The 16,930-nt window shown below is 63.5% G+C and carries 15 protein-coding genes; 7 read left to right on the top strand and 8 right to left on the bottom strand.

Annotated elements, in window-relative coordinates; genetic code table 11:
- Positions 1–17: 17 nt before the first annotated feature.
- The 4 genes from ntrX (at position 18) to GGR40_RS02735 (ending at position 4,709) form a co-directional block, all read left to right on the top strand.
- Complete coding sequence (ntrX, locus tag GGR40_RS02720; RefSeq protein WP_429274655.1) at positions 18–1,415, top strand: nitrogen assimilation response regulator NtrX; 1,398 nt, start codon at positions 18–20, stop codon at positions 1,413–1,415.
- Between the two features lie 166 nt (positions 1,416–1,581).
- A complete protein-coding gene (gene hfq / locus GGR40_RS02725; RefSeq protein ID WP_429274656.1) occupies positions 1,582–2,193 on the top strand; it encodes an RNA chaperone Hfq in 612 nt (203 codons plus the stop codon).
- A 16-nt stretch (positions 2,194–2,209) separates the two neighbouring features.
- Positions 2,210–3,610: a GTPase HflX gene (gene hflX / locus GGR40_RS02730; RefSeq protein WP_429274657.1), complete on the top strand. Its 1,401-nt coding sequence runs from the start codon at positions 2,210–2,212 to the stop codon at positions 3,608–3,610.
- 181 nt (positions 3,611–3,791) lie between these two features.
- Positions 3,792–4,709: a DMT family transporter gene (locus GGR40_RS02735; protein WP_429274658.1), complete on the top strand. Its 918-nt coding sequence runs from the start codon at positions 3,792–3,794 to the stop codon at positions 4,707–4,709.
- A 29-nt stretch (positions 4,710–4,738) separates the two neighbouring features.
- On the opposite strand, the gene rpoD is transcribed toward GGR40_RS02735, so the two are convergent.
- The 3 genes from rpoD to GGR40_RS02750 are packed head-to-tail and all read right to left on the bottom strand — an operon-like array spanning position 4,739 to position 9,186.
- Positions 4,739–6,766: an RNA polymerase sigma factor RpoD gene (rpoD, locus tag GGR40_RS02740; protein ID WP_429274659.1), complete on the bottom strand. Its 2,028-nt coding sequence runs from the start codon at positions 6,764–6,766 to the stop codon at positions 4,739–4,741.
- A 57-nt stretch (positions 6,767–6,823) separates the two neighbouring features.
- The gene (gene dnaG / locus GGR40_RS02745; RefSeq protein ID WP_429274660.1) at positions 6,824–8,710 is read right to left on the bottom strand and encodes a DNA primase; all 1,887 of its coding nucleotides are present in this window, start codon (positions 8,708–8,710) and stop codon (positions 6,824–6,826) included.
- Positions 8,711–8,733: 23 nt separating this feature from the next.
- The gene (locus GGR40_RS02750; protein ID WP_429274661.1) at positions 8,734–9,186 is read right to left on the bottom strand and encodes a GatB/YqeY domain-containing protein; all 453 of its coding nucleotides are present in this window, start codon (positions 9,184–9,186) and stop codon (positions 8,734–8,736) included.
- A gap of 182 nt (positions 9,187–9,368) precedes the next feature.
- On the opposite strand from GGR40_RS02750, the gene carA reads away from it, so the two are divergent.
- The 3 genes from carA (at position 9,369) to greA (ending at position 14,561) form a co-directional block, all read left to right on the top strand.
- Positions 9,369–10,535: a glutamine-hydrolyzing carbamoyl-phosphate synthase small subunit gene (carA, locus tag GGR40_RS02755; RefSeq protein WP_429274662.1), complete on the top strand. Its 1,167-nt coding sequence runs from the start codon at positions 9,369–9,371 to the stop codon at positions 10,533–10,535.
- Between the two features lie 82 nt (positions 10,536–10,617).
- Positions 10,618–13,941 carry a carbamoyl-phosphate synthase large subunit gene (gene carB, locus GGR40_RS02760; RefSeq protein WP_429274663.1) on the top strand — a complete coding sequence of 1,108 codons (3,324 nt, stop codon included), beginning with the start codon at positions 10,618–10,620 and terminating at the stop codon, positions 13,939–13,941.
- Between the two features lie 143 nt (positions 13,942–14,084).
- The gene (greA, locus tag GGR40_RS02765; protein WP_103094600.1) at positions 14,085–14,561 is read left to right on the top strand and encodes a transcription elongation factor GreA; all 477 of its coding nucleotides are present in this window, start codon (positions 14,085–14,087) and stop codon (positions 14,559–14,561) included.
- 153 nt (positions 14,562–14,714) lie between these two features.
- Here greA and GGR40_RS02770 read toward each other — a convergent pair whose 3' ends face one another.
- The 5 genes from GGR40_RS02770 to GGR40_RS02790 form a co-directional block, all read right to left on the bottom strand.
- The gene (locus tag GGR40_RS02770) at positions 14,715–14,936 is read right to left on the bottom strand and encodes a DUF4170 domain-containing protein (RefSeq protein ID WP_429274664.1); all 222 of its coding nucleotides are present in this window, start codon (positions 14,934–14,936) and stop codon (positions 14,715–14,717) included.
- Positions 14,937–15,074: 138 nt separating this feature from the next.
- Positions 15,075–15,644 (bottom strand): hypothetical protein, encoded by a 570-nt coding sequence (locus tag GGR40_RS02775; RefSeq protein WP_429274665.1) that lies wholly within the window; start codon positions 15,642–15,644, stop codon positions 15,075–15,077.
- Between the two features lie 20 nt (positions 15,645–15,664).
- Entirely contained in the window at positions 15,665–15,967 is a 303-nt protein-coding gene (locus GGR40_RS02780) for a hypothetical protein (RefSeq protein ID WP_429274666.1), read from the bottom strand.
- Between the two features lie 19 nt (positions 15,968–15,986).
- Positions 15,987–16,307: a phage holin family protein gene (locus GGR40_RS02785; RefSeq protein WP_429275204.1), complete on the bottom strand. Its 321-nt coding sequence runs from the start codon at positions 16,305–16,307 to the stop codon at positions 15,987–15,989.
- A gap of 105 nt (positions 16,308–16,412) precedes the next feature.
- The gene (locus tag GGR40_RS02790) at positions 16,413–16,892 is read right to left on the bottom strand and encodes a glycine zipper domain-containing protein (protein ID WP_429274667.1); all 480 of its coding nucleotides are present in this window, start codon (positions 16,890–16,892) and stop codon (positions 16,413–16,415) included.
- Between the last annotated feature and the right edge of the window lie 38 nt (positions 16,893–16,930).

The following is a 16,930-nucleotide window of genomic DNA, read 5'->3' on the forward strand; positions in this document are numbered from 1 at the left end:
CGGAAGAAGAATGGCCCATGGCACTTGATATTCTGATCGTCGACGACGAACGCGACATCCGCGAACTGGTCGCCGGCGTATTGAGCGACGAAGGCTACGATTGCCGTACCGCCGGCGACAGCCAGTCCGCGCTTGCTGCCGTGGATGCACGGCGCCCCTCGCTGGTGCTGCTTGACGTGTGGCTGCACGGCAGTCCGATGGACGGGCTGGAAGTGCTTGATGCGATCAAGGCGCGCGAACCGGAACTGCCGGTCATCATCTTCTCCGGGCATGGCAACATCGACACGGCGGTGGCGGCCATCAGCCGCGGCGCCGTCGATTTCATCGAGAAGCCGTTCGAGGCGGAGAAGCTCCTGCACCTTGTTGGCCGTGCGACCGAGACGGAGCGTCTGCGCCGTGAGAACCAGCAACTCAAGCAGGTCTTCTCGGGCGTGGAGGAGTTCACCGGCTCCAGCGGGGCGATCAACCAGGTGCGCGCCACGCTGAAGCGTGTGGCCAACACCGGCAGCCGCCTTCTCATTACCGGCCCCGCCGGCTCGGGCAAGGAAGTGGCCGCCCGCCTGCTCCACGCCTGGAGCCCGCGCGCCGACAAGGCTTTCGTCAGCGTCAACTCGGCCCGCATCACCCCCGAACGCTTTGAGCAGGAGTTGTTCGGCGAGGAAGCGGACGGCACCCTGATCCGCTCCGGCCTGCTGGAAAGCGCGGATGGCGGCACGCTCTACTTTGACGAAGTGGCCGACATGCCGCTTTCCACGCAGGCACGCATCCTGCGCGTGCTGACCGATCAGGCCTTTGTCCGTGTAGGCGGCACCCGTCAGATTCGCGTGGACGTGCGCGTCGTTTCCTCCACCTCGCGCGATCTGGAAAAGGAGATCGCAGAACGCCGCTTTCGCGAAGATCTGTTCTATCGTCTCAACGTGGTGCCGATCACCATCCCCGCCCTTCGCGAACGGCGCGACGATATCCCCGCGCTGATCGACCATTTCTTCGCCCGCTACGCCACGGAGCAGGGCGTCACGCCGCCGCAGGTCAGCGGCGATGCGATGACCGCGCTGCAGGCCTACGAATGGCCCGGCAACGTGCGCCAGTTGCGCAATGTCGTCGAGAGGACAGTCATCATGGCCCCGCGGGAAAAGCTGGCCAGGATCGAGGCGGACATGCTCCCGCCCGAGATATTCAACAGTCAGGGCGGAGCAGACGCGGGCGTCACAGTGATGATGAGCGCCCCCTTGCGCGAAGCGCGCGAAGGCTTCGAGCGCGAATACCTGCGCGTCCAGATCCGGCGGTTTTCGGGGAATATCTCCAAGACGGCGGCCTTCATCGGAATGGAAAGGTCCGCGCTCCATCGCAAGCTCAAGCTGCTCGGCATGTCCGAACGCCGCGATGACGAGGGCGATCTTGACGACAGCGATTGAACCTTGGCACAGCCAGGTTCAAATTCCGGTGTAACATTTCTGCTACAAAAACCCCGTTTACTGCATTGCAGCAAATGGGTAGTTTCCGATTCGAGAACGGCCCGCACCTACTGCGGGACCAGATCGCGGACCGCATGAGCGGCCGCCAAAAAGAAGGAGCATACACATGGCTGGTCGTACCCTCTCCGCGCGCCCCAAAGCCACGCCGCCGGCCCCCGAGGTTGATGCCGCCGAGCTGGACGCGCCCGTCGCTGAAAAGGCTTCAGGCAAGACTGCTGCGCCTGCTCCTGTCACGGGCGGCAAAGGTGGGCAGAATCTTCAGGACCAGTTCCTGAACCTGCTGCGCAAGAACAAGACCCCCGTCACCATGTTCCTCGTCAAGGGCGTGAAGCTGCAGGGCATCGTCACCTGGTTCGATAATTTCTCGATCCTGCTGAGGCGCGATGGCCAGTCGCAGCTCGTCTACAAGCACGCGATCTCCACGATCATGCCGTCGACCCCGGTCGATGCCGCCCAGTTCGGGAGCGGCCCGGAAAACGCCAAGAAGCAACGTGTCCTGCAGGACGTGTTCCTGTCCAGCATCCGCAATGCCGGCGTGCAGGTCACGATGTTCCTGATCAACGGCGTCATGCTGCAGGGCCGCGTCGCCGCCTACGATCTGTTCTGCATGCTGCTGGAACGCGAAGGTTACGTGCAGTTGGCCTACAAGCATGCCGTCTCGACGATTCAGCCCGTGACTCCGGTCGACCTTCAGGCGCATGAAGAAGCCGACGACTGAGAGAAGCTGACAAAACTTGAACGATGAACTTAAGGGCGAGGTCACGCGCGGCGCGCGTGCCCTCGTCGTCTATCCGCAGATGAGGGGCCCTCGGGGCGACCGTAGCGATCTCGATCCCGAGGCACGCCTGGAAGAGGCGAAGGGCCTGGCGCTCGCGATCGGCCTCGAAGTGGTCGAGGCGATGGCGATCGTCATCCGCGAGGCGCGGCCCGGTACGCTGTTCGGCGAAGGCCAGATCCAGAACATCGGCACCGCCTGTACGCTCAACGAGGCGGAGCTGATCATCGTCGATGGTTCGCTGTCGGCGATCCAGCAGCGCAACCTCGAAGAAAAACTCAAGCGCAAGGTCATCGACCGTACCGGGCTGATCCTCGAAATCTTCGGCGAGCGCGCGGCGACCGCCGAAGGGCGCCTGCAGGTGGAACTGGCGCACCTCGATTATCAGGCCGGGCGCCTTGTCCGCAGCTGGACGCACCTTGAGCGTCAACGCGGCGGCTTCGGCTTCCTTGGCGGCCCCGGCGAGACGCAGATCGAGGCGGACCGCCGCATGATCCGCGACCGCATGGCCAAGATCCGCCGTGAACTGGAGCAGGTGCGTCGCACGCGCGGCCTCCACCGGGACCGCCGCGAAAAGGCGCCCTGGCCAATCATCGCGCTGGTCGGATACACCAACGCCGGCAAGTCCACGCTGTTCAATCGTCTGACCGGGGCGAATGTGATGGCGGAAAATCTGCTGTTCGCCACGCTCGATCCGACGATGCGCGCGATCCGCCTGCCAGGGCTGGAGAAGGCGATCCTGTCGGACACGGTGGGCTTCATCTCCGATCTGCCGACCCAGCTTGTAGCCGCCTTCCGCGCGACGCTTGAGGAAGTGACTGCCGCAGACGTCATCGTCCACGTCCGCGACATCGCCAATCCGGATACGGAGGCGCAGAAGAAGCAGGTTCTGGACGTGCTGGCCGATCTCGGCGTGATCCAGCCTCCGGTCGATGACCGCAAGGCGCGTCAGGCTCCGGCGCTCGACTGGTCGGACGATGAGCCGCAGGAACAGCCCGAACCGCAAATCCCGATCATCGAGGTCTGGAACAAGTGGGATCTGCTCGAACCCGAACAGGCGGCTGCCCTGCGCGAAGCCATCGCCCATCGCGATGGAGAGACCATCGTCCCCGTGTCCGCGCTCACCGGCGAAGGCTGCGACGACATGCTGGACATCGCCAGCCGCAACCTGACTTTGGATTCACGGGTCTACCACTTCGTCATCCCGGCTGCCGATGGCCAGCGCATGGCCTTCCTTCACGCCCGCGGCGAAGTCGTGTCTGAGGAAGATGCGGGCGAGGGTGAAGAAGGGCCGCAACTGCGGCTGGGCGTAAGGCTCACGGAACGCGAGTTCGGGCGGTTCAAGGCGCTTCAGGCCTAGCGACTTCGTCCCACGCGGAGGTATGAACTGGCCGGGTCTGCGGCCAGAACACCCATTCGCAAGCGGCGTTTTGCCGGGCAGTTGTCATGGATGATTGTCCTGCGGTAAGGGCCTGATGTTGTATAATCCGCACTGGTGCCCCCCCACATTGACGCCGCCCTTCTACCAGACCCGCGCCGGCATGTTTGCGCTTGCTACATTGTGCTGCCTGCTGTGGGGCAGCGCCTTTCCCGCCGTGAAGAACGGCTATGCCGCGCTGGGTGTCGGCCAAGGGGATACCGGCAGCCAGATCCTGTTTGCCGGCTACCGCTTCGTGATCGCGGGCAGCGTCCTGCTGGGGGCTGCGCTTGTGACACGCCGACCGGTTCTGTCGCTCACGCGCCGCCGGTTCGGAGAAGTCGCCTTGCTGGGACTGGTGCAGACCACCGTTCAGTACGTGTTCTTCTATGTCGGGCTTGCCCATGCCACCGGCGTCAAATCGTCGATCATGAACGCGACGGGCGTGTTCTTCAGCGTGGCGCTGGCGCATGTTGTATATGCCGATGATCGGCTGAACAGGGGCAGGGCGCTGGGCTGCCTGATCGGCTTTCTGGGTGTAGTTGTCGTCAATCTGGGAGGCAGCGGAAAGCTCGATTTCGAATTCAGCCTGCTGGGCGAGGGTTTCATCGTCATAGCCGCATTCATCCTTGCCGCAGGATCGATGTACGGGAAGCGCCTGTCCCGTGACATGGACGCCATGGTGATGACGGGCTGGCAACTGTTCATGGGCGGTGCGCTGCTCACCATCGGGGGTTTCGCCGCCGGCGGGCGCCTTGTCGGTTTCGATCTGCGGGCCGATGGGCTTTTGCTGTACCTTGGATTGCTTTCGGCGGTGGCATTCGGGCTGTGGAGCCTGCTGCTCAAGCATCACCCCGTGGGGTTGATCGCCGCATTCAATTTTCTGGTGCCGGTACTCGGGGTTACGCTGTCTGCCGTCTTCCTGGGCGAATCGCTGGCGCGCTGGAGCTATCTGGCAGCCCTGCTGCTGGTTTCGGTCGGCATCCTTCTGGTCACGCGACCAGCGCGCGCAAAGCGCATCGAAAGTCCGCCGCAGCCGTAAAAAGCCCCGCCGGAGCGGGGCTTTTGTTTTTATTGGTCCAGGAACGAGCGCATCTTGCGTGAGCGGCTCGGGTGCTTGAGCTTGCGCAGCGCCTTTGCTTCGATCTGGCGGATGCGTTCGCGGGTCACCGAGAACTGCTGGCCGACTTCTTCCAGCGTGTGATCGGTGTTCATACCGATGCCGAAACGCATGCGCAGCACGCGTTCCTCGCGCGGTGTGAGGCTGGCGAGCACGCGGGTGACGGTTTCCTTGAGGTTCGCCTGGATCGCCGCATCCACCGGGATGATCGCGTTCTTGTCCTCGATGAAATCGCCCAGATGCGAATCTTCCTCGTCGCCGATCGGCGTTTCGAGGGAGATCGGCTCCTTGGCGATCTTCATCACCTTGCGGACCTTTTCGAGCGGCATCGACAGGCGCTCGGCCATTTCCTCTGGCGTGGGTTCGCGGCCCTGTTCGTGGAGGAACTGACGGCTGGTGCGGACCAGCTTGTTGATCGTCTCGATCATGTGGACCGGGATGCGGATCGTGCGCGCCTGATCCGCGATCGAACGCGTGATCGCCTGTCTGATCCACCAGGTGGCGTAAGTGGAGAACTTGTAGCCGCGGCGGTACTCGAATTTATCGACCGCCTTCATCAACCCTATGTTGCCTTCCTGGATGAGATCCAGGAACTGCAGCCCGCGGTTGGTGTATTTTTTGGCGATCGAGATCACCAGCCGCAGGTTCGCCTCTACCATTTCCTTCTTGGCGATGCGCGCTTCACGCTCCGCCTTCTGGACCATGTTCACGATCCGCCGGAATTCCGGCAGCGCCATACCGGTGGCGGCGGCGATGTCCGAAATTTCCTGCCGGATACGCTCGACCGAATCGGCCTCGTTCTCGGCGAAGGCGGCCCACTTCTTGTCCTTCTTCGCGTTTTCGGCAAGCCAGGTATCGTCCAGCTCGCGGCCAACGTAGACTTCGAGGAAGTCGGCGCGCTTCACCTTATGACGCTCGGCCAAGCGCAGCATCTGACCGCCCAGCGTGGTCAGGCGGCGGTTGAAGGCATAGAGGTTGTCGACCAGATACTCGATCTTGGTCGCGTGGAACTTTACCGATTCCACCTGCGCGGTCAGGTCTTCGCGCAGCTGCTGATACTGGTCTTCCTTGGCAGCCGGGAAGCCGATGCCCAGCGCGAGCGCTTCGAGGCGTTCGGACTGCAGGCGCTCGAACGTCTGGAACAGTTCGGTGATCTGCTGGAACTTCTCAAGCGCTTCGGGCTTGAGGGCCGCTTCCATCTGGGCAAGCGAAAGAGTGTTGTCGTCCTCCTCTTCCTCGGCCTGGCGCTTGGGGATCGGGTTGCCGTCCTCGTCGACTTCCTCGGAGTTGTCCTCGTCGTCCGAATCGTCGTCCTTGAAAGAGGGGCCGGCGGTCTTTTCGCTGATCTCGCCGTCGTCTTCGGTTTCGCCGTCCTCGTTGAGGTTCTCAGGCGCGGGTTCCTTCGACAGCATGGCGTCGAGATCGAGGATCTCGCGCAGTTGCATCTCGCCGTTGTTGAGGGCTTCGGACCACTGGATGATGGCGTGGAAGGTGATCGGGCTTTCGCACAGGCCCAGAATCATCATGTCCCGGCCGGCTTCGATGCGCTTGGCGATGGCGATTTCGCCTTCGCGGCTGAGCAGTTCGACTGCGCCCATCTCGCGCAGGTACATGCGCACCGGGTCGTCGGTACGCTCGACCGTCTCTTTTTTCTTCGCAGGGTCGACGTTGACGCGCGGCGAGACTTCATCGCCGTCTTCGTTATCTTCCTCGGAATCGCGATCGTCGTCGGCCTGATTGTCGGCGTCTTCGTCGCTTTCGACGATGTTGACGCCCATTTCCGAGATCGCGGCCATGATGTCCTCGATCTGGTCGGTGGACATCTGATCCTGCGGCAGCGCCTCATTCAGTTCATCGACCGTGATGACGCCCCGGCGTTTGGCGCGCGAGATCAGCTTCTTGATGGAAGCCTCGTTCAGGTCGATCAGCGGCGCGTCCATGCCCTCGTTGTCCGCGCCGTTGGAGTCGTTCTTGCTCATCAGTTCGCCGTTATCCCGTGCCGTCGTTAAGTCTTCGGACCTGGTATAATTATACAATCACGACGCATGTCTGGTTGCCATTTGCCTGAGACGGCTGTCGAATTCCAGCTTTCTCTTGAGCAGGCGCTGCTGCTCAGCGAACGCCGATTCGGAGAGCTCCGATTCGAACCGTGCAGTTGCCGTCGCCAGCGCCGCTTCGAGCACCGGACGCTCGACCAGGAGGTCGATCGCCTGGGCCAGTTCGGCAGCCGCCTGTTCCTCGCTGGTGTCGGGAAGCAGGAAGCCGAAGCGCAGGCCCGCGTACTCTGCAGCGCTGGGCTGGGCCAGGCCACTTTCATGCAATATGGTGGCAAGGACGCCGGTTTCAAGCGAGTCCGCTGCGCCGTAGCAATCCACCAGCGTTTCGAAACGAGGGTCCAGCCCGGGCGTGCGGGCCAGTGCTTCTGCATGGCGGGCAAGTTGTGCAGGCCAGCGAATCAGTCCAGCCACGATAGCGGCGGACAGCGCATCGCGACTGCCGCTCGCGGTACCGCCCGTGCCGTAGCGGGTGTTCAGGCGGCTGATCGATTCTGGCGAAGACGGTGCTGGTGCGGGCTTGCCGTTCCATTTTCCGGAGCCACGCTGATTGGATCTGGGCTGGAAGTTCTGGCCCCCGCCCTGCTGCCAGCGGCTTTCACGCCGGGGGAAGGCGAATTCGGAATAGCGGTCCTGCAATTCGCGGCGATAGAGGCCGGCAATGTCGGGGTGCTGGATCGTCTCCACATGCGCCATGAGCCGGGCCTTCAGTCCTGCCTTGTCCTCGGGCGTGTTGAGGGGCACGGCGTCGCGCTCGGCCTCCCACAGCACTTCGACGAGGGACTTCGCGTCACCCAGCACATCCTCCATCGCTCTGGCTCCGCGCGCCTTGATGAGGTCGTCCGGATCAAGCCCCTCCGGCAGGCGGACGATCCGCAGGCTGTGGGCAGGGCGCAGCAGGGGCAGGGCGCGGGTGATCGCGCGCATGGCCGCGCGCTGTCCGGCAGCGTCTCCGTCAAAGCACAGCACCGGCGTTTCGACGTGGCGCCACAGCATCTCGATCTGCTGCTCGGTCAGTGCCGTACCGAGCGGCGCCACGGCGTCGGCGATCCCCGAAGCGGCAAGGGCGATGACGTCCATGTAGCCCTCAACCACCACCATCCGGCCTGACTGGCGCGCGGCAGGCGCGGCGCGGTGCAGGTTGTAGAGCGTGCGCCCCTTGTCGAACAGCGGCGTATCGGGCGAATTGAGATACTTGGGCGCATCCGTCTTGCCCTTGGACAGGATGCGCCCGCCAAAGGCGATGACCCTGCCGCGCGCATCCTCGATCGGCAGCATCAGGCGGCCCCGGAAGCGATCGTAAGGGTCGCGTTCCTCCACCGCGATGCGCAGCCCCGCCTCGATCAGCATCGCCTCGGGAAAGCGGGAGAGGGCGTCCTTCAGCGCCTGCCGCCCCTCGGGCGCATAGCCGAAGCCGAACCGCTGCACGGTATGCGCGTCGAACCCGCGCGTGGCCAGATAGGCCCGCGCAGCAGCCCCTTCCGTGCCGGACAGGCTGGCCTTGAACCATTCCTGCGCGGCGGCCATCACGTCACGCAGCGAATCGCGCTTTTCCGCTGCGCGCGCCATCTGCGGATCGGGCGCAGGGACGTCCATTCCGGCTTCCGCGGCCAGTTCCTTGACCGCGTCCATGAAGGCCAGGCCCTGATGATCGGTCATCCAGCGGATCGCGTCGCCATGCGCGCCGCAGCCGAAGCAGTGGTAGAACCCCTTCTCGTCATTGACGTAGAAGCTGGGCGAGTTTTCGTTATGGAACGGGCAGCAGGCGCGATGCTCTCGCCCCGCCTTCTGCAACCTCACTGAACGACCGATCAGCGCGGATAGCGCGGTGCGGGATCGAAGCTGGTCGAGCCATTGGGGAGTGAGCATGACGCCTGCCGCCTGTCAGCAAATCAGGCCAGCGCTTCCTTCACCCAGCCGCTGGCCCTGGTCATGTCGAGCACGGTGCCGTGGCGCGTCTTCAGTTCGCCCATGACCTTGCCCATGTCCTTCATGCCCGAAGCGCCGGTTTCAGCCTTGATCGCCTCGATCGCGGCCTTCGTCTCTTCCTCGGTCAGTTGAGCGGGGAGGAAGGTTTCGATCACTTCCAGTTCGGCCTGTTCCTCGGCGGCCTTCTCGGGGCGGCCGCCCTGTTCGAACAGGGTGATCGATTCGCGGCGCTGCTTCACCATCTTCTGCAGCACGTCGATCACCAGCGCATCGTCGTCAGGCGTGGTGTCGGCGGTGCGCAGTTCGATGTCGCGGTCCTTGATCTTTGCAAGGATGAGGCGGACAGTGGCGAGGCGCTGCTTCTCACCCGCCTTCATGGCGGAGATCTGGGCGGCCTTGATCGAATCACGAAGCATGGGTTTCCTGGCAATCTTGAGTTGAACGGGTATGGTGCGTGTCGCAAATCTAGCAACCTGCGCGCCGATTTGCACGTGTGCGCCCAAATTGCACCCCCACACCTTGACGCGATGCACAACGCTGTCTAGCGGCCACGTCTTAGCACACACTGTTAGAAACGCCGTCAACGGAGCGACCCACCATGGCCGACGCCGCATATTCGCTTGCGCCCAAACCCGAAGGGGCCACGGGCGTTCTGGTTCTCAGCGACGGGCACGTCGTATGGGGACGTGGTTTCGGTCATGTCGGCGAGTCCGTGGGTGAAGTCTGCTTCAACACGTCGATGACCGGCTACCAGGAAGTCATGACCGACCCGTCCTACGCGGGCCAGATCGTGACCTTCACCTTCCCGCACGTCGGCAACGTCGGCGTGAACGAGGAAGACCTTGAATCGCTGGTCGACGGGGCCGTCGGCTGCGTCGTGCGTGAAGACGTGACGCTGCCGTCGAACTTCCGTTCGGCAGGCGGTTACGGCGAATGGCTGGCCAGCAAGGGCAAGGTCGGTATCTCGGGCGTAGACACCCGCGCGCTCACCCGCCGTATCCGCACCGCCGGCGCACCCAACGCCGTGATCGCCCATGACCCTGAAGGCAACTTCGACATCCCCGCGCTGATCAAGCGCGCGCAGGACTGGCCGGGCCTCGAAGGCATGGATCTGGCAAAGATCGTCAGCCGCGAAATCCAGCAGGGCTGGGAAGGCTCCGTCTGGACGCTGGGCCAGGGCTACGGAGCGGGTGAGGGCGAGAGCCGTCCGCATGTCGTCGCCATCGACTACGGCGCGAAAGACAACATCTTCCGCAACTTGGTGAAGGCGGGCGCCCGCGTCACCGTCGTTCCGGCGGAAACGTCGCTGGAAGACATTCTGGCGCTGGAGCCTGCGGGCGTGTTCCTGTCGAACGGCCCCGGCGATCCGGCGGCAACCGGCGTCTATGCCGTCCCCGTGATCCAGGCGCTGCTGGAGCGCGACATTCCGGTGTTCGGCATCTGCCTCGGCCACCAGATGCTCGGCATCGCGGCAGGCGCAAAGACCGCCAAGATGTTTCAGGGCCACCGCGGCGCCAACCACCCGGTCAAGCGCCATGCCGACGGCGTGGTGGAGATCACCTCGATGAACCACGGCTTTGCGGTGGACAACACCAGCCTGCCCGAGAACGTCGAGGAAACCCACGTCTCGCTGTTCGACGGCACCAACTGCGGCATCTCGATCAGGGGCAAGCGCGCCTTCGGCGTCCAGTACCACCCCGAAGCGAGCCCCGGCCCCCAGGACAGCTTCTACCTGTTCGAGAAGTTCGTGGGGATGCTGGGCTAAGGCCCGGCGTCCAAAAGCTGCGGAATCGCCCGCAGGTCGCGTTATACACACTTAAAGTTATCCAAGGCGGAACCCGAGCCCCATGCCAAAGCGCACTGACATCTCCTCGATCCTCGTCATCGGCGCCGGCCCGATCATCATCGGTCAGGCCTGCGAGTTCGACTATTCGGGCACCCAGGCGATCAAGGCGCTGAAGGAAGACGGCTATCGCGTCATCCTGGTGAACTCGAACCCCGCCACGATCATGACCGATCCGGACATGGCCGACGCGACCTATGTCGAGCCGATCTCGCCCGAAGTCGTCGCGCGCATCATCGAGAAGGAGCGCCCCGATGCGGTGCTCCCGACGATGGGCGGCCAGACCGCGCTCAACTGCGCGCTGGCGCTGTTCAACGACGGCACGCTGGAGAAGTTCGGCGTCCAGATGATCGGTGCCGACGCCGACGCCATCGACAAGGCCGAAGATCGCCAGCGCTTCCGCGACGCGATGGACAAGATCGGCCTCAATTCGGCGCGTTCGGGCGTGGCACATACGCTGGACGAGGCGTTCGCCGTGCTTGAGCGCACCGGCCTGCCCTCAATCATCCGCCCCAGCTTCACGATGGGCGGCACCGGCGGCGGCATCGCCTATAACAAGGCCGAGTTCGAAGCCATCGTACGCTCTGGCCTCGATGCCTCTCCCACCACCGAAGTGCTGATCGAGGAATCGCTGCTCGGCTGGAAGGAGTACGAAATGGAGGTCGTGCGCGACCGCCACGACAACTGCATCATCATCTGCTCGATCGAAAACGTCGATCCGATGGGCGTCCACACGGGCGACTCGATCACCGTCGCACCGGCGCTGACGCTGACCGACAAGGAATACCAGATCATGCGCACCGCCTCGATCGAGGTGCTGCGCGAGATCGGCGTCGAGACCGGCGGCTCCAACGTCCAGTTCGCAGTGAATCCCAAGGACGGTCGCCTGATCGTCATCGAGATGAACCCGCGCGTGTCGCGGTCGTCGGCGCTGGCATCGAAGGCCACCGGTTTCCCCATCGCGCGCGTCGCCGCCAAGCTGGCGGTGGGCTACACGCTCGACGAGATCATGAACGAGATCACCGGCGCCACCCCCGCTGCGTTCGAGCCGACCATCGACTACGTCGTGACCAAGATCCCGCGCTTCGCATTCGAGAAGTTCAAGGGCTCCAAGCCCGACCTCACCACCGCGATGAAGTCGGTCGGCGAAGTCATGGCAATCGGTCGCAACATCAAGGAATCGATGCAGAAGGCCCTGCGCGGGCTGGAAACCGGTCTTGACGGCTTCAACCGCGTTCCGGCTCTGGAAGGGGCAGGGCGCGACGTCATCACCGCAGCCCTGTCGCGTGCCACGCCCGAGCGGCTTCTGAACGCGGCGCAAGCCTTCCGCGAAGGCTTCACCGTGGACGAGATCCACGCGATCACGCATTACGACAAGTGGTTCCTGCGCCATATGGAAGAGATCATCGCCGAGGAGAACAAGATCCTTGCGGAAGGTCTGCCCGTGGATGCGCAGGGCCTGCGCAAGCTGAAGGCGATGGGCTTCTCCGACAAGCGACTGGCGGACCTTGCCGTGCGCTCCGTAGGCGTGGCCGGTGGCCTTGCCGAAACGCAGGCAAAGCGCTCCGGCCTGCTGCACGATGCCCTGCGCGCCATGGCCGGCGCCACCAGCGAGAAGGAAGTGCGCCAGCTTCGCCGCAAGCTGGGCGTGTTCCCCGTGTTCAAGCGCATCGACAGCTGCGCCGCCGAGTTCGAGGCGGTGACGCCCTACATGTACTCGACTTACGAAGCCCCGATCTTCGGTGAGCCCGAGGATGAGGCCATGCCGTCAGACCGCAGGAAGATAGTCATCCTGGGTGGCGGCCCGAACCGTATTGGCCAGGGCATCGAGTTCGACTACTGCTGCGTCCATGCCTGCTTCGCTCTGGCAGAAGTCGGCTATGAAACGATCATGGTCAACTGCAACCCCGAAACGGTTTCGACCGACTACGACACCTCCGACCGCCTCTATTTCGAGCCGCTGACCGCTGAAGACGTGCTGGAAATCCTGCGCGTCGAACAGTCGAAGGGCGAACTGGTGGGCGTGCTGGTGCAGTTCGGCGGCCAGACCCCGCTGAAACTGGCGCAGGCGCTGGAAGACGAGGGCATTCCGATCCTCGGCACTTCGCCCGACGCCATCGACCTTGCCGAAGACCGTGAGCGGTTCTCGGCACTGGTCGACAAGCTCGGCCTCAAGCAGCCCGCCAACGGCATCGCCCGCAGCCGCGACGAGGCGGTGAACGTCGCCAACCGCATCGGCTACCCGGTGCTGATGCGCCCCAGCTACGTGCTCGGCGGCCGCGCGATGGAGATCGTCGACAGCGAGCAGCAGCTTGACGACTATATCACCACGGCGGTCCAGGTCTCGGGTGACAGCCCGGTTCTGATCGACCAGTACTTGCGCGATGCGATCGAGTGCGACGTGGACGCGCTGTGCGATGGCGAGCGCGTTGTGGTGGCCGGCGTGATGCAGCACATCGAGGAAGCGGGCATCCACTCGGGCGACAGCGCCTGCACGATCCCGCCCTACAGCCTGCCGCCCGAAATCATCGTCGAGATGGAGCGTCAGGCCGAAGCGCTGGCCTTCGGCCTTGGCGTGCGCGGCTTGATGAACATCCAGTTCGCGGTGAAGGACGGTGAGGTTTACCTCATCGAAGTCAATCCGCGCGCTTCGCGTACCGTGCCGTTCGTGGCCAAGGCGATCGGCCAGCCGGTGGCGAAGATCGCCGCGCGCGTCATGGCCGGCGAGAAGCTGGACACCTTCCCGCCGTTCAAGCGCGACCTGCCGTACATGGCGGTCAAGGAAGCGGTGTTCCCGTTCAATCGCTTCCCTGGTGTCGATCCGGTGCTCAGCCCCGAGATGAAGTCCACCGGCGAAGTGATGGGCATCGACGCCGACTTCGCCCGCGCGTTCGGCAAGGCGCAGCTCGGCGCCGGCATGAAGCTGCCGGTCGAGGGTACGGTGTTCGTTTCCGTCAAGGACAGCGACAAGGCGACCATCCTGCCGGCGGTGAGGACGCTGATCGAGCAGGGCTTCCGCATCGTGGCGACGTCCGGCACGCAGAAGTACCTTGCCGAAGCCGGCCTGCAGGTCGATCTGGTCAACAAGGTGGCTGAAGGTCGCCCGCACATCGTCGACAAGATCGTCGATGGCGAGATCGCGCTGATCTTCAACACCACCGAAGGCTGGCAGAGCCTGGTTGATTCGCAGTCGATCCGTGCTTCGGCGCTGACCGGGAAGGTCTCGATCTTCACCACTGCGGCGGCAAGCGTCGCGGCGGCGGAAGCGATCGCGACTATTCGCGGGAGCAAACTTGAAGTGCGTTCGTTGCAGGACTACTATAGCTGAAATCGATCTTGCCTTCCCCCACATCGCAGCAGATCGGCCCCGCCGCCTGACCCTTTGAAAAGGGCAGGGCGGGGACAGGAGACTAGTCTCAAGGACGGTCCGGAAAGTTTCGGGGGGAAGGCAGCAGAAGGAAGTAGATTATAATGGCAAGTGTCGAAAAGCTGCCGATGCTCGCGGAAGGCTACGAGCGGATGACCGCCGACCTCAAGGCGCTGCGCGATGAGCGTCCGCTCATCGTCGATGCGATCGAGGAAGCGCGCGCTCACGGCGACCTTTCGGAAAACGCGGAATATCACGCCGCCAAGGAACGTCAGGGGCAGGTAGAGGCGACCATCGCCGACCTGGAAGACAAGATCACTCGCGCGCAGATCATCGATCCCGCGACGCTTTCGGGCGACAAGGTGATCTTCGGTGCCACCGTGACCCTGCTCGACGACGACGATAAGCCGGTGAAGTACCAGATCGTCGGCCCTTACGAAGCGGACGCCAAGGTCGGGCGCATCAGCTACAATTCGCCGCTCGGCAAGGCGCTGATCGGTCGCAAGGTCGAGGACGAGGTCGAAGTGACTGTGCCGTCGGGCGACAAGTTCTACCTGGTGCAGCAGATCCAGTTCATCTGATCCGCCTGCTGCATCGCGGATGAAGAAAAGGCTGGCGGAAACGCCGGCCTTTTTTCTTACAGCTTCTGCCGGACCACTCGCAAACGCAAAAAGGCGACGCTTACCTTCGGGCAAGCGTCGCCTTTTTCGCTGATACACCGTGTTAAGGGTGGATCAGGCTGCCGGAAGTTCCGGCTCCAGCAGGCGGTGCAGATGGACGATGACGTACTTCATTTCCGCATCGTCGACAGTGCGCTGCGCAGCCGACTTCCAGGCGCTCTCGGCCTCGGCGAAGTTGGGGTACACGCCCACAAGGTCGAGTTCCTTGAGATCGGTGAATTCGAGGCTGCGCGGATCCTTGACCCGGCCGCCCATTACGAGGTGAAGCTTCTGCATGGGAGAGTGCCGCTTTCCTGCTGGTTGGGAGATAGCGGCCCTATAATTTTGGAGAGGTCCAGGGGCAAGTGCACAAAGACGCACCGATCCCGCGCAACACGCGAAAAGGTGCGCCTTTAGCGAAAACTTATGCGCTGGTTACGATTTGACACGTTTGCGGAGGTCTTCCGCCATGTGCAGCACTTTGTTGGAGCGTACCGAAGCCGCATCGCCGATCCGGTTCGCAGTATCGGCAGCCGCATCGCCCAGCCTGCTGGCGCGGCGGGCGGTGGCCCGGCCCAAGGCACTAACGGTCGCTACAGCGGCGAGCCCGTACTTTTCCAGGTTGAGCACGGCAAGATCGCTGGCCTTTTCGGCACGATCCGCCAGCCGCGATGCCTGCTTGCGCGCATCGATGCCAACATCGTGCGCCTTGTCGCCTGCTCTGCGCCCCAGCACCACGCTTGCGGTGCCAGCCGCTTCGGCGAAGTCCAGCGTCCGCGCGACTACGCGGCGGCTGAACCGGCGCGGAAGGAGTGCGCTGACCGCTACGCCAATGGCAACACCACCGGCGATGGTCAGGACCGGGTGCCTCTTGACGAACGCAACGACCTTTTCGGACGGTGTGGGTTCCGCGACCTTTGCCGGAAGAGCGACGACGTTCGCCCCCTGCGCGCTGGTGCCCGTGGCCGCGCTGCCAGTCTGATTGGATGGATCGATCTTGCTCACCTGACGTTCCTTCCTTCGGCTTACGATGACCGGTCGCGCACGCCATCTATAAGGCGCCGCGACAGCTCGATTATCGGGTTACGCAGGAACCAAAGCACAATCGCGGCCAAGGTTCCGCCGACCGCGGCAGGATGATCCTCCACCACGGCCACAGCTTCGTCGAACATCAGGCGCGCCCTTTCGGCTGCCTCGTCAGCAATGCGCCCCCCGATGCCACGTTCGGCCATGTCGGTCTTCAAAGCCTGGTAATGGCCATCGAATTTCGCTTTCGCGGCGTCACGCGCTGCACGATCGGCGAGAACCTGCGCTGCCTGCTTACCCATTGATCGGCCCCCGTTTTCTTCAATCTTGTGCGCTGCCGGCAATGCTCAGCATCCGACGGAGGCGCGAACGGGCGTTCAGCGCACCCAGAACAGCAGCCGCCAGCAGAACCACAGTCACCGTCGCCATTGCCCCCCAGAGTCCCAGTAGGGGTCCAAGCGCGATAACGGTGCCTACGACAAACGCCATGAACGCAAAGAACACCAGCACTACCGCGATAATCGCAAGGAGTGCGATGGTGCGCGTTTCGGCGCCCACATAAGCCGCGCGTGACCTCTGGAACGCAAGTTCGGCCTGAGCAAGCGTCTTGGCCTCGTCAGCCAGGAGGCGCAAGTCGCGCATCAAGGACAAGTCTTTGGTGTCCGCCGCCCCGGGTGAGGGGGCGGGGGCGGCAAGGGTTTCTGTGTCCTGCATCGGTTCAGGCGATCAGTTCAGGCGCGGGCGCCCTCACTTGCCCCGGAACAGGCGCGAAAGGACGAAGCCGGTTGCAGCGGCTATGCCAAGGGCCTGCCACGGGCTGTTGCGCACGAACGCCTTGGTATCTTCGCCCAGATCCTCGATCGACTTCTCGTTGAGGCGGGTTCCTGCATCGGCGAGCGATTTGGAAGCGCTGCGGGCGTAATCGCCATATTTGACACCGACCTTTTCGTCGATCAGCGCGGCATTATCATCGATCAGCTTCGAGACGCCGACGATTGCCTGGCTGGCCTTGGCCTTGCCTTCCTCGGCATAGCCCGCGGCCTTTACCTTGGCGTCGGCGGCGAATGCGCCGGCCTTGTCCTTGGCTTCGCCGCTGCGGACCTTGCATTCACCCTGCAGTTCGCTTGCGAAGGCCTGTGCGCCGGCTTTGGCTTCCTCGACCGCCTTGCTGAAGTGATTCTTGGCGCTTTCGGTGCCATTTCCGGCAGAGATGGTGGGGTCGACCATGCGAATAATCCTTCCTTGTCTATCCTTGGCGCGTGTCG

Origin of the sequence: Novosphingobium gossypii (genome assembly GCF_050433305.1) — a bacterium.
GTDB lineage: Bacteria > Pseudomonadota > Alphaproteobacteria > Sphingomonadales > Sphingomonadaceae > Novosphingobium > Novosphingobium gossypii.

What these genes read in the sequence shown, in the direction of transcription:
- ntrX (WP_429274655.1), top strand. Translation starts at nt 18, where the DNA reads ATGGCACTTGATATTCTGATCGTCGACGACGAACGCGACATCCGCGAA.
- hfq (WP_429274656.1), top strand. Translation starts at nt 1,582, where the DNA reads ATGGCTGGTCGTACCCTCTCCGCGCGCCCCAAAGCCACGCCGCCGGCC.
- GGR40_RS02735 (WP_429274658.1), top strand. Translation starts at nt 3,792, where the DNA reads ATGTTTGCGCTTGCTACATTGTGCTGCCTGCTGTGGGGCAGCGCCTTT.
- rpoD (WP_429274659.1), bottom strand. Translation starts at nt 6,766, where the DNA reads ATGAGCAAGAACGACTCCAACGGCGCGGACAACGAGGGCATGGACGCG.
- dnaG (WP_429274660.1), bottom strand. Translation starts at nt 8,710, where the DNA reads ATGCTCACTCCCCAATGGCTCGACCAGCTTCGATCCCGCACCGCGCTA.
- GGR40_RS02750 (WP_429274661.1), bottom strand. Translation starts at nt 9,186, where the DNA reads ATGCTTCGTGATTCGATCAAGGCCGCCCAGATCTCCGCCATGAAGGCG.
- carA (WP_429274662.1), top strand. Translation starts at nt 9,369, where the DNA reads ATGGCCGACGCCGCATATTCGCTTGCGCCCAAACCCGAAGGGGCCACG.
- carB (WP_429274663.1), top strand. Translation starts at nt 10,618, where the DNA reads ATGCCAAAGCGCACTGACATCTCCTCGATCCTCGTCATCGGCGCCGGC.
- greA (WP_103094600.1), top strand. Translation starts at nt 14,085, where the DNA reads ATGGCAAGTGTCGAAAAGCTGCCGATGCTCGCGGAAGGCTACGAGCGG.
- GGR40_RS02770 (WP_429274664.1), bottom strand. Translation starts at nt 14,936, where the DNA reads ATGCAGAAGCTTCACCTCGTAATGGGCGGCCGGGTCAAGGATCCGCGC.
- GGR40_RS02780 (WP_429274666.1), bottom strand. Translation starts at nt 15,967, where the DNA reads ATGGGTAAGCAGGCAGCGCAGGTTCTCGCCGATCGTGCAGCGCGTGAC.
- GGR40_RS02785 (WP_429275204.1), bottom strand. Translation starts at nt 16,307, where the DNA reads ATGCGCGACTTGCGCCTCCTGGCTGACGAGGCCAAGACGCTTGCTCAG.
- GGR40_RS02790 (WP_429274667.1), bottom strand. Translation starts at nt 16,892, where the DNA reads ATGGTCGACCCCACCATCTCTGCCGGAAATGGCACCGAAAGCGCCAAG.